Annotated in this window: 8 protein-coding genes; 6 read left to right on the plus strand and 2 right to left on the minus strand. The window is 42.5% G+C overall.

Annotated features, from left to right (window positions below):
• Positions 1-140 precede the first annotated feature (140 nt).
• Both rnr and rlmB read left to right on the plus strand, forming a co-directional pair.
• Entirely contained in the window at positions 141-2,603 is a 2,463-nt protein-coding gene (gene rnr, locus P20439_RS06095) for a ribonuclease R (protein WP_008465320.1), read from the plus strand.
• Complete coding sequence (rlmB, locus tag P20439_RS06100) at positions 2,596-3,339, plus strand: 23S rRNA (guanosine(2251)-2'-O)-methyltransferase RlmB (RefSeq protein WP_008112440.1); 744 nt, start codon at positions 2,596-2,598, stop codon at positions 3,337-3,339. Before rnr ends, rlmB begins: the two co-directional genes overlap by 8 nt.
• Positions 3,340-3,423: 84 nt before the next feature.
• On the opposite strand, the gene P20439_RS06105 is transcribed toward rlmB, so the two are convergent.
• On the minus strand, positions 3,424-5,580 hold the full coding sequence (locus tag P20439_RS06105; protein ID WP_008465322.1) for a TonB-dependent receptor domain-containing protein: 2,157 nt from the start codon (positions 5,578-5,580) through the stop codon (positions 3,424-3,426).
• 243 nt (positions 5,581-5,823) lie between these two features.
• Positions 5,824-6,681 carry a LysR family transcriptional regulator gene (locus tag P20439_RS06110; protein ID WP_008465324.1) on the minus strand — a complete coding sequence of 286 codons (858 nt, stop codon included), beginning with the start codon at positions 6,679-6,681 and terminating at the stop codon, positions 5,824-5,826.
• A gap of 126 nt (positions 6,682-6,807) precedes the next feature.
• Here P20439_RS06110 and P20439_RS06115 point away from each other — a divergent pair, with 126 nt between their 5' ends.
• From P20439_RS06115 to gcvP, 4 genes are all read left to right on the plus strand, one after another.
• The gene (locus P20439_RS06115; RefSeq protein ID WP_008465326.1) at positions 6,808-7,407 is read left to right on the plus strand and encodes a hypothetical protein; all 600 of its coding nucleotides are present in this window, start codon (positions 6,808-6,810) and stop codon (positions 7,405-7,407) included.
• Between the two features lie 119 nt (positions 7,408-7,526).
• Positions 7,527-8,609, plus strand: coding sequence for a glycine cleavage system aminomethyltransferase GcvT (gene gcvT / locus P20439_RS06120; protein WP_008465327.1), 1,083 nt, complete (start codon positions 7,527-7,529; stop codon positions 8,607-8,609).
• Positions 8,610-8,685: 76 nt separating this feature from the next.
• Positions 8,686-9,075, plus strand: coding sequence for a glycine cleavage system protein GcvH (gene gcvH / locus P20439_RS06125; RefSeq protein ID WP_008112430.1), 390 nt, complete (start codon positions 8,686-8,688; stop codon positions 9,073-9,075).
• 164 nt (positions 9,076-9,239) lie between these two features.
• Positions 9,240-12,131 carry an aminomethyl-transferring glycine dehydrogenase gene (gene gcvP / locus P20439_RS06130; RefSeq protein WP_008112429.1) on the plus strand — a complete coding sequence of 964 codons (2,892 nt, stop codon included), beginning with the start codon at positions 9,240-9,242 and terminating at the stop codon, positions 12,129-12,131.
• Positions 12,132-12,331: the final 200 nt, after the last annotated feature.

Consider the following 12,331-nt stretch of genomic DNA (forward strand, 5'->3'; position numbering starts at 1 on the left):
TAGGTGTTAAGTGTTATTTAGCTACATTGCTACAAAATGCAAAAGCTAATAACGCTTTATTAAAAGTTTAATGGCTTTTACCTGTCTCATTTCGAGTATATGAGTTAAAATGCTTACATAACCAACTAACAAGATAGTGAATGTCAAACCAAGATCCAAATCTCAGTCGAGAACAAGAAAAGTACGAAAACCCAGTCCCTAGTCGTGAGTTTATACTTACTCACCTTCAAGAGCGTTCAAAACCTGCTAATTACACGCAACTATGCGAAGAACTCGCGGTCAACGATGAAGAACGACAAATAGCATTTAAGCGCCGACTTCGTGCCATGGAGCGCGACGGGCAATTGTATTTTAATAAATTTAAATGTTATGCCCTGATTGACGAAGCCGGTTTAACCAAAGGCAAAGTTGTCGGTCATAGAGACGGTTTTGGCTTTTTAGAAGTTGAAGGCGAGAGCAAAGACTGGTTTATTGCCAAGCATCAAATGAATATGGTGCTACATGGCGACATTGTTCTTGCGAAAGGCACTAAGCGTGGTTCAGGCTCAAAATGCGATGCCCGTATTATTAAAGTGCTTACTAATGAGCGAGCGCCTATTGTTGGCCGCTATTTTGTTGAGCATGGTATTGCTGTGGTGGTTGCTGAAGATCCGCGCATTACCCAAGATATTATTATTTTACCGGGTAACGAAAAAGGCGCACGCCACAACCAAATGGTGCAAGTGCAAATAACTCAAAATCCAAGCCGTAATATGAATGCGGTAGGTAAAGTGATTGACGTACTGGGCGAGCATTTAGCGCCGGGTATGGAAATTGAAGTTGCGCTGCGTAATCACGATATTCCACACGTGTGGCCTGAAGAAGTTGAGCAGCAAGTTGCCCACTTAGGTGAATTTGTTGAAGAAGCCGATAAGCAAGGCCGTGTTGATTTACGCGGCTTACCACTTGTCACTATTGATGGCGAAGACGCTCGCGACTTTGATGATGCAGTTTATTGTGAGCCTAAAAAATCAGGTGGCTGGCGTTTATGGGTAGCCATTGCCGATGTATCCCATTATGTAGGTATGAACACGCCGCTTAACAAAGAAGCGATAGAGCGCGGTAATTCAGTGTATTTCCCTGAGCAAGTTATTCCAATGCTGCCAAAAGTATTGTCTAACGGTTTGTGTTCGCTTAACCCTGAGGTTGATCGCTTGTGTATGGTTGCAGAAATGACCGTATCGCAAGAGGGTAAGCTGTCGGGCTATAAGTTTTACGAAGCACTAATGAATTCGCATGCTCGTTTAACCTACACCAAAGTAAATGCCATTTTACAAAATGATGAAAAGCTCCGTAAAGAATACGCAGCTGTAGTGCCACATTTAACTGACTTACAGCAAATGTACATGGCATTAAAAGCAGCACGCCAAGAGCGTGGTGCAATTGAATTTGAAACACTCGAAACCCGTTTTGTATTTAACGCACAGCGTAAAATAGAATCTATTGTGCCAGTTATTCGTAACGATGCTCACAAGCTGATTGAAGAATGTATGATTTTAGCCAATGTATCGGCGGCTAAATTACTTGAGAAACACGAAGCAAGTGCGTTATTTAGGGTGCATGATGAACCCGATAGCGAAAAACTGGGTAACTTTACTCAGTTTTTAACTGAGCTAGGTATTGAAAGCACGCTAAGCGATGAACCTACCCCGAAAGAGATCACTCATGTATTGGCTCGTTTAGGGGACCGTCCTGAAGCTGAACTTATTCAAACTATGCTACTGCGCTCAATGAAGCAAGCGGTATATCAGCCAGATAACATAGGTCACTTTGGTTTAGCATTATCAGCTTATGCGCATTTTACCTCGCCAATTCGCCGTTACCCCGATTTAGTGGTACACCGTGCAATTAAAGCGGTGTTAAAAGCGCAAGGCCAACAAACGTCAGGTGAATATGCCTACAGCGATGATGAAGTCGATCAACTTGGTGAGCAGTGTTCTACCACTGAGCGCCGCGCAGACGATGCCACCCGTGAAGTAGCCGATTGGCTAAAATGTGAATACATGCAAGATCATGTAGGCACGGAGTTTAACGGGGTTATTTCATCGGTTACTAATTTTGGTTTATTTATTCGTTTAGATGATTTGCAAATTGATGGATTAATTCATGTTACCAATTTAGGTGATGAATACTTCCAACATGATGCGGCTAAACATTGCTTGGTGGGTGAACACACACATACGGTTTATCGTTTAGGCGATAAAGTAACTGTACAAGTTGCCTCGGTAAGCTTAGATGATCGCCGAATTAACTTAACGCTTAAAGGCGATGTGGCTCAAGATCGTTATGCGCGTCGTCGTGCGCCAAAAAAGAATGCCCCAGCAAGCGTTCGCTCGCAACTTAAAGCCGGTAAAATACCGGGTAAAAAGTCAGCAAGCGACAGTAAAAAACCAAAAGGTGGAAAAAAGCCTGCAAGTAAAACTAAAGCAGCGGGTAAATCTAAAGTAACAGCGGATGACACCACCGCGAAGAAAAAACCAAAAAGAAAGCGGTCAAAAAGCCTAAAAGACCAGGTAAAAATGCCCGTAAACGTAGTAGCCCAGGAGCAAACAATTCGTGAGTAATGAATTAATTTTTGGCTTTCACTCTGTTGAAGCAATTTTAGCAAAAGAGCCAGAGCGCTTTATAGAAATATATGCCCTTAAGGGACGCGATGATAAGCGTTTATCGCCTGTGATTGAGCAAGCGCGTCAGTTTGGTATTTCAGTACAGTTTATGCAACGAAAAGCGCTTGATAACAAAGCGAAAGATGAACAGCATCAAGGCATTATTGCCAACGTAAAAGCGGCGCGAGTGTTTAATGAAAAAGATCTCGATGAGATCATTGAACGCGAAGACACGCCATTTTTACTGGTACTTGATGGCATTACCGATCCGCATAATTTAGGCGCTTGCTTACGTAGTGCCGATGCAGCGGGTGTACATGCGGTGATTGTTCCTAAAGACAAATCAGCAAAGCTTAATGGCACAGCACGTAAAGTAGCCTGTGGCGCAGCAGAAACGGTACCGCTTATTCAGGTAACTAACCTTGCACGTACATTGCGTGAAATAAAAGACGCGGGCGTTTGGGTTGTAGGTACTGCCGGTGAAACCGACACACATGTATTTGATGCCAGCTTAACAGGCCCAATGGCGATTGTGATGGGTGCTGAAGGCGAGGGCATGCGCCGCTTAACGCGTGAGCATTGTGATGTGCTCGTTAAAATCCCAATGGCAGGCACGGTTTCAAGTTTAAATGTATCGGTAGCAACCGGCATTTGTTTATTTGAAGTGTTACGCCAGCGCGCAGAAACAAATTAAGCCTAAGCTAATCACATAGGCATTAAAAAGCCGAGATTGATTACATCAATCTCGGCTTTTTTGTACTTTTAAGTTAGCGCTTTATTAAAAGCTGTAAGAGTAACCCATTTGTACTGAGCGTGGCTTACCAGGTTGAATACCGCCATTTGCGCGGTTAGCAATGTAGGTTTTATCAAACAGGTTATCAACGCTTAGGTATACTTTTTGATTTTCATCAATTAAGTACTTAGCAGCTAAATCCCATACAACACGGCTATCAATCGCATTTAAGCCTGAGTCAGAAAGGTCAGCATGTGCATCCGATACGTAACGTATTTGGCTATTAACAACAAAGTTATTCACTTCGGCACCAAATGATAAAGCAACTTGGTTTTCTGGTACGTAAGGCATTGCATCGCCTTTTTCTACAGAGCCCCAAATTTCTGAATCAAATGTGTTTTTAAACTCTGAATCAGTGTAGGTGTAAGTCAGTTTAACTGGGAACGCAACTGATGCAGTATTAAACGTACGACCAGCGCTAAATTCAAAGCCTGATACTTCTACTTCACCGTAGTTGTATTGGTCGCCAATGTTGTCGTCGCTACAGCCTACTGACGCGGTACAGTTACCATGCATGTTGTCGTAATCAGAGTAGAATGCAATCACTTCACCGTTAAAGCCGTTTGCATTAAAACGAGAACCAAACTCAATGTTGACGCTTTCTTCTTCGTCTTGGTCAGCATTGCCTGGCGCTGCGGGTGCATAACCTTTTTGAATGCCTGCAAGTAACGTTACGTTGTCGTTAAGTGTGTAAGTAGCACCTAAAGACGGTACTAAAATTTCAGTATCGTTTGAAATGTCTTTCGTTAAGCCTTGGCTACGAGTTGGATCTGATTTAGCCCATTCTTCACGGGTAATAGTAATGTCTTCATAACGCAGACCTGCACTCACTACTAATGCATCCATTGTCCATTCGTCTTGAATAAATAGGGTGCTTGCTTTGGCGCTGTCTAAGCGGTTGCTATTAGAGCCTGGTGCGCCTTGTGAGGTAAGAGTCATGCTTAAATCTTGATTAAGCGTGTATTTGTCTTCCCACTGGAAACGATCCATTTCATCTTCGTGGTAACGTACGCCAACTGTAATGTAGTGATCGCCCGCTGGAATGTGTAATTCAGACTGCACACCTTTAGCTTGGTAGTCGCGGTTATTAGCTTTAACACCTATGTTTTCGATGCCTTCAGCCGTTGGGCTTGCTTCAAATTCACTGTATTGCTCAAGGTAGCTTTCGCTTACTTTACTGGCTTTGTACCAGTTACGGTGGAAGTCATTTAAGTAAGCGGTTGCTAAAAATTCGTAACCTTCACCAAAGCGGTATGCATAGTTTACTTGGTATGCATTATGACGGGTGTTCATCTCATCATTTTGCGATGCCGCATAACGACGGTTAGGATTTTCTTGGTAATCTGCGTTAGTTAAGCCCATGTACGTTTCGTCTGATGTTTCTTCAGAGTACTTAGCTTTAAACTCAATGTTGTGGGCATCGTTTTCACCAAAGGTATGGCCAAATTTTACCAGTACGTCATTTTTTTCAAAACCAGTGTTGTCATCGCCTATAGGTAATTCTTTAAAACCATCAGCGCCGTAAGAAAACACTTCAATTAAGCCAGCAGTGTTATTTTTTTCTTTAGCGAAGTAAGCGTGACCTTTATAGTAACCATCGCTACCAAGTGCCGCGTCAACCATACCCATAGAGCTATTTGCTTCAGTTGGTAAGCTGCGAGAAAGTAAATTTAATACACCACCGGTAGTGCGCGGGCCATATTTAACTGAGGCAGCACCTTTTAATACTTCAATTGATTCCATACGACCCATAGTTGGGAAGTAATAAGCCGATGGTGCAGAATAAGGAGCCGGTGCAACGAGTACGCCGTCTTCCATTACTGAAATTTTATCGTTACGGCCAGTACCTGTGCCACGCATACCAATGTTAGGACGCAGACCATAGCCATCTTCTTCTTGAACGTATACACCTGGTACAGATGCTAATACGCGAGAAATATCGGTAAATTCGAATTTTTGCAATTCTTCATCAGAGATAAATGTAGCAGATCCTGGAATATCGTTAATTGCTGCTTGTGAGCCAATAACGGTAATTTGTTCAAAGTTGCGTTCAACGCCGCCGGCATCTTTTGCCATTGCTGTAGCACTTAAAGACAGCGCTACGGCTGCAGTTAACGAGGAAACTAAAAATTTATGTGACATTGATTACCCTAAAAATAGTTCAACTACTAAAATTGGCGTAATTTAAACATGTTAACGAATGAGAATCAATATTATTAAGTTTTAGTTATATTTACATTTGTCGTAAAAACACGCTATTTTTATAACATTTTTAACTAAGTGTTTATTCTAATCTTATAAAATTAGGATAATGTATTGGCTGGTGGCGGTTAATTTAACCTGAACTCTGTGTGGGATAGATTTATTATCCAGAGTTCAGGTTATTTAAGCAGTGGGATAGCCTAAGCGCAGCTTAATAAATTCGGCGAGTTTAAATACCGCGTTTTCAGGTTCGCTGGCGGTTTTTACTAAACTAATACCTATGCTACCAAGCGCAGGTAAATGTTTAGTGTGTAAGTGATAGGCTAAATCGTTAGGTACGGTACTTTTTGCGAGCACTGTTATACCTAAGCCTTCTTTTAATGCGGCAATTAAACCGGTTAAATCGGCATTACTGTAAACAATACGATATTTAATGCCTGCTTTTTCAAGCGCCTGAGTTGCTCTGCGTCGGTAAATACAGCCCTCAGGCGCGGTCACTAAGGTTACCGTTTCATTTTGTGCCAGTGATAGGTCGCCCACCCACACTAATTGGTCTTGAATAAAAATAGGGAATTTTTCTGAGTCTAGTTGCTCGTTAAGCGCTAACACTAAATCAAATTGATCTTGGCGCTCATCAGAGAGCAGGTGTTTACTTAAACGTGATTTTACTTCAAGTGATACCTCGGGGTAGAGCGCCACAAAATCGCCAATAATGGAGGGCAAAATACGCGCGGCAAATTCGCTAGGGATCCCCAAGCGCACTTTACCGGTTACACTTTCTGAGGTGAACAACTGCAAAATGGCATCGTTATGCTGCACCATTTGCTTTGCCATAGGCAGTAATAACTCGCCATATTGGTTGAGCACTTGTCGTTGCCCCTGCTTTTTAAATAATTTATAGCCGAGTAAGTCTTCTAAGCGTTTTACTTGTAAGCTCACCGCAGGTTGCGAAAGGCCAAGTAAATCGCCTGCTTTGGCAAATCCACCAACCTCAACCACCATAACAAAAGTTCGTAAACTGTCGGTTGAAATATTTTTCATATTTAAAATTACTATTTATATGGCTATATATATAAGTATTATTTATCAATTGATAAGTAATTACAATTTGTTGTTGTAAGGCTTGCGCAATATACTTTTGCTATTAAAGATTGATAGGTATTTGTTATGACTTTTAACCCGATTATGTTTGCCCGCCATAGCAACGCTAACAGCGCGGTTATTAATGCCTTACAAGCCGATAGCAGTCACGTTGTTATTGACTTTAGTGGTAGTGAAGCATCGGTATTTTTAAGTGCTATTTTAGGTCATGACCTCACCAAACTTACCGCTAGTGGCTTTGGCTTTAAAGGCACACTGGATGGTGATTTAAATTCTGATTTTAGCTACGCCGTTTACTACTTTAGCGAAACCGCCTTTCGATTTGTACTTCCAGTTAATGCTAGCCTGCAATTACAAGCGCTCATTAACGAGCAGCAGCTTAGATACGATATAGACTTTGTGGTACGCACCGACTTAGCGACCTTTACTTTAAAAGGCGACAATGCATTTGATACCTTAGTTGAGGCATTTAAACTAACCCCAGGGTTACGCCTTGCTGACGCGCAGCTTTGCTATGGCGCGCAAAGTGGTGATGTGTTTGTTACTGCAGTAGATCAAAACAACGAACAGCAGTTTATTGTTATTGCTAAAACTGCCACGCTTGATAAGTGGCAACAGTATATGCAGCAACAGGGCTTTAGTGTTACCAACACTCAAGCAGCCTAACGGATAAAAAGTTAAAGATTACAATTTGGTAGGCTTATTAATGGCTACCATGTTATTCCCCCTCATTTAATTGAGGCCACGCCCACACACATGGGTTAATTTAAAAGTGAAGGAATATTATGACTTCTAAAACAGTATTACATGCAAAGCATCTTGAAGCCGGCGCAAAAATGGTTGATTTTCATGGCTGGGAAATGCCAATTAACTACGGCTCACAAATAGAAGAACACAACGCTGTACGTAACGATGCGGGTATGTTTGATGTGTCGCACATGACCATTGTTGATATACAAGGTGAGCAAGCACAAGCGTTTTTACGCAAGCTAGTAGCTAACGATGTTGCTAAGTTAACCGTACCAGGTAAAGCGCTTTACACTGGCATGCTTAACGAGCAAGGCGGCGTAATCGACGACTTAATTATTTACTACTTTAGCGAAACATTTTATCGCTTAGTGGTTAACTCAGCGACCCGTGAAAAAGATTTAGCACATTTAGCTAAGGTGTCGAGCGATTTTGCTGTAACGGTTACTGAGCGCCCAGAATACGCCATGATTGCGGTTCAAGGCCCTAATGCACGTACTAAAACAGCCCAGGTATTAAACGCAGACCAGCAAGCTGCAGTAGAAGGCATGAAGCCATTTTTTGGTGTTCAAGCCGGTGATTTATTTATTGCTACAACAGGTTATACTGGCGAAGACGGTTACGAAATTGTAGTACCAAACGAGCAAGCCGCCGATTTATGGCAGCAATTGCTTGATGCCGGTGTGGCGCCTGCGGGCTTAGGTGCGCGCGACACACTGCGTTTAGAAGCAGGTATGAACCTTTACGGCCTAGATATGGACGAAAGCGTATCACCACTGGCAGCTAACATGGCATGGACTATTGCATGGGAGCCAGAAGATCGTGACTTTATTGGTCGTGATGTTTTGGTAAAACAACGTGCAGAAAAAAGTACTCACAAGCAAGTAGGTCTTATTCTTGAAGAAAAAGGCGTACTACGCAGTGGTTCTAAAGTAATTGTTGATGGTGGCGAAGGTGTTATTACATCTGGCACATTCTCACCAACATTAGGCTATAGTGTTGCATTAGCACGTGTACCACGTTCAACTGGCGACACAGCTCAAGTAGAAATGCGTAAAAAATTAGTTAACGTAAAAGTAGTTAAGTCGGGCTTTGTACGTAACGGTAAATCAATAATCTAAATAATTTGGTTATACCAATAAATAAGTTAGCCTTATTCATTGGTATTCTCCCAATCTAAACCAAAGGATGAAAAAAATGAGCAATATCCCTAGCGAGTTAAAATACGCACCTTCACACGAGTGGGTTCGTAACGAAGGCGACGGCACTTACACTGTTGGTATTTCTGAGCATGCGCAAGAACTACTTGGCGACATGGTATTTGTTGAATTACCAGAAGTAGGCGACGAAGTAGATGCTGGCGAAGACTGTGCAGTAGCAGAGTCAGTAAAAGCGGCATCAGACATTTACGCGCCAATTAGCGGTGAAATTGTTGCCATTAACGAAGAGCTAGAAGATGCGCCTGAAACAGTAAACAACGACGCATACGGCGACGGTTGGTTATTCCGCATTAAAGCGTCAGAAGAGTCTGAGTTAGATAACTTATTAGACGCTGAAGGTTACGCGCATACAATTGACGAAGACTAATCGTTAATTAATAAAAGCCCCTCTATGTTAAAACATTGGGGCTTTTATGATTAAAGCGCTTATTTTTCCATACAAAGTGAGCCGCTAAATCATACATATTTTTATTATTGCTAGTTACCCATTAGTAATAATCACATTTTTTTGGATCATAGGAATCTGGACACATGTCAAACGCCAAATCTCTTGAACAATTAGAGCAAAAGCAAGATTTTATTCGCCGCCATATTGGGCCAAGCCCAGCGCAAGTAAACGACATGCTTAGCGCTCTTGAAGTATCGAGCGTTGAAGAGCTGATCGGTCAAACTGTACCTGCTGGTATTCGTCTTGAGCAAGGTCTTAATATCGGCGAAAGCCGCACCGAAGTTGAAACACTAAGCTACTTAAAATCAGTAGCAAGCAAAAATAAAGTTTTCAAATCGTATATTGGCCAAGGCTACCACCCAACTCACGTACCGCACGTAATTTTACGTAACGTACTTGAAAACCCGGGTTGGTACACAGCGTACACACCGTATCAGCCAGAGATTGCACAAGGGCGTTTAGAGTCACTATTAAATTTCCAGACTATGACCCTAGATATTACCGGCCTAGATTTAGCAAGTGCCTCACTGCTTGACGAATCAACCGCTGCAGCCGAGGCTATGGGCCTTGCAAAACGTGTATCTAAAGCTAAAAAAGCCAATGCGTTCTTTATTGCCGACGACGTACACACGCAAACCATTGACGTAGTGAGCACCCGTGCAGAGCAATTTGGTTTTGAAATTATTGTAGGTAAAGCCGCCGATGCTGTGAACCACGATATTTTTGGTGCGTTATTTCAATACCCGTCAACATCAGGCGAAATTGTTGATATAACTGACCTAATAGCTGGCGTACAAAGTAAAAAAGCGATTGCCTGTGTAGCTGCCGATATCATGAGCTTATTACTATTAAAAGCACCAGGTAAATTAGGCGCCGACGTAGTACTGGGTTCAGCACAGCGTTTTGGTGTACCTATGGGTTACGGCGGTCCTCATGCCGCATTTTTTGCAACACGTGATGCATACAAACGTTCATTACCAGGTCGTATTATTGGTGTATCAAAAGACCGTTTAGGTAACGATGCATTACGTATGGCAATGCAAACCCGCGAGCAACATATTCGCCGCGACAAAGCCAATTCAAACATTTGTACTGCGCAAGTATTGCTAGCGAACATGGCTGCGTTTTACGCGGTATACCATGGCCCGCAAGGCTTAAAAACCATTGCACAACGCATTCACCGTTTTGCTGATATTTTAGCAACCGGCTTAAAAGCAAAAGGTGTGGCACTTAAACACACTACTTGGTTTGACACATTAACAGTGGTTGATGAAAACAAAGCCGACGTGATTGCGCGTGCTGTGGCTAAAGGCGTTAACTTTGCTGCTAACCATGCGGGTGAATACTCAATTTCAGTATCAGAAACCACAACCCGTGCAGACGTTGCTGAGTTATTTGATATTATTTTAGGCGAAGGCCATGGCCTAAGCGTAGATGCGATTGCCGCTGATGTTGAAGCAAATGGCAGCGAGTCTATTCCTGCAAGCTTAGTGCGTGATGATGAAATACTAACGCATCCAAACTTTAACAGCTACCACAGCGAAACAGACATGCTTCGCTATATTAAGCGCCTTGAAAACAAAGATTTAGCGCTTAATCATTCTATGATCTCGTTAGGTTCATGTACCATGAAACTAAACGCGACCGCTGAAATGATCCCAATTACATGGCCTGAATTTGCTAACCTTCACCCATTCTGCCCGCTAGACCAAGCAGAAGGTTACCAAGTAATGATTAACGAACTACACGATTGGCTAGTTAACATTACCGGTTACGACGCGGTTTCATTGCAACCAAATTCAGGTGCACAAGGTGAATACGCAGGCCTTATCGCAATTCGTAAATACCACGAGTCACGAGGGGATGCGCACCGTAACGTATGTTTAATCCCAAGTTCTGCACACGGTACTAACCCAGCTTCGGCACAAATGGCCAGCATGAAAATTGTGGTTGTTAACTGTGATAAAAACGGCAACATCGACATGGAAGACTTAAAAGCAAAAGCTGAAGAAGTCTCTGAAAACCTATCATGTGCCATGGTAACGTACCCATCTACCCACGGTGTATACGAAGAAACGATTCGTGAATTATGTGAAATTGTTCACCAGCATGGTGGCCAAGTTTACATGGATGGCGCAAACATGAACGCGCAAGTAGGTGTTACTAGCCCAGGCTTTATTGGCTCAGATGTATCGCACTTAAACTTACATAAAACCTTCTGTATTCCACACGGCGGCGGTGGCCCAGGTGTTGGCCCAATTGGTGTTAAATCGCACCTTGCGCCATTTATGCCAAACCACAGCGTAATTAACGTACCAGGTACTAATGAAGGAAATGGTGCAGTATCGGCAGCGCCTTACGGCTCTGCAGCTATTTTACCTATTTCATGGGCTTACATTGCCATGATGGGCTCTGAAGGCTTAAAACAAGCGACAGAAATGGCGATTGTAAATGCTAACTACCTAAGCAATGAACTTAGCAAGCACTTCCCAATTTTATACCGTGGCCGTAACAATCGCGTTGCCCACGAATGTATTATTGACCTACGCCCATTAAAAGAAGCCTCAGGCATTACTGAAATGGACGTTGCTAAGCGCTTACAAGATTATGGTTTCCACTCACCAACAATGTCGTTCCCAGTAGCGGGCACATTAATGATTGAGCCAACTGAATCTGAGTCTAAGGGCGAGATTGACCGCTTTATCGAAGCGATGGTATCGATTAAAGGTGAAATTGATAAAATCATTTCTGGTGAATGGTCTATCGAAAACAACCCATTGGTATTTGCACCGCACACACAAGCTGATGTGTTAGGTAATGAATGGGACCGTGCGTATGACCGTTTTTACGCTGCATTCCCAGTACCAGCAGTTGCTAAAGATAAGTTCTGGCCAACGGTTACACGTATCGATGACGTATACGGCGACCGTAATTTAGTATGTGCATGTCCTCCGATTGAGACATACCGCGACTAATTTTTGAAATGATCAGAGTTATTATAGTTTGGGAATGATAATTATAGATTGGGAATTCTTTTCCCAAACTATAACTCTTGAAAAGGTGAGCGAATTAGCTCACCTTTTTTGTTTTCAGCTGTAGTTGTTATGTTGAAACAACTTTTGTGTTAATCTCAATTGAAGAATAATAACTAAATTTAAATTACGGAATAGTAGTT

Source organism: Pseudoalteromonas sp. BSi20439, from assembly GCF_000241165.1.
Taxonomy (GTDB): domain Bacteria; phylum Pseudomonadota; class Gammaproteobacteria; order Enterobacterales; family Alteromonadaceae; genus Pseudoalteromonas.

What these genes read in the sequence shown, in the direction of transcription:
- rnr (WP_008465320.1), top strand. Translation starts at nt 141, where the DNA reads ATGTCAAACCAAGATCCAAATCTCAGTCGAGAACAAGAAAAGTACGAA.
- P20439_RS06105 (WP_008465322.1), bottom strand. Translation starts at nt 5,580, where the DNA reads ATGTCACATAAATTTTTAGTTTCCTCGTTAACTGCAGCCGTAGCGCTG.
- P20439_RS06110 (WP_008465324.1), bottom strand. Translation starts at nt 6,681, where the DNA reads ATGAAAAATATTTCAACCGACAGTTTACGAACTTTTGTTATGGTGGTT.
- P20439_RS06115 (WP_008465326.1), top strand. Translation starts at nt 6,808, where the DNA reads ATGACTTTTAACCCGATTATGTTTGCCCGCCATAGCAACGCTAACAGC.
- gcvT (WP_008465327.1), top strand. Translation starts at nt 7,527, where the DNA reads ATGACTTCTAAAACAGTATTACATGCAAAGCATCTTGAAGCCGGCGCA.
- gcvH (WP_008112430.1), top strand. Translation starts at nt 8,686, where the DNA reads ATGAGCAATATCCCTAGCGAGTTAAAATACGCACCTTCACACGAGTGG.
- gcvP (WP_008112429.1), top strand. Translation starts at nt 9,240, where the DNA reads ATGTCAAACGCCAAATCTCTTGAACAATTAGAGCAAAAGCAAGATTTT.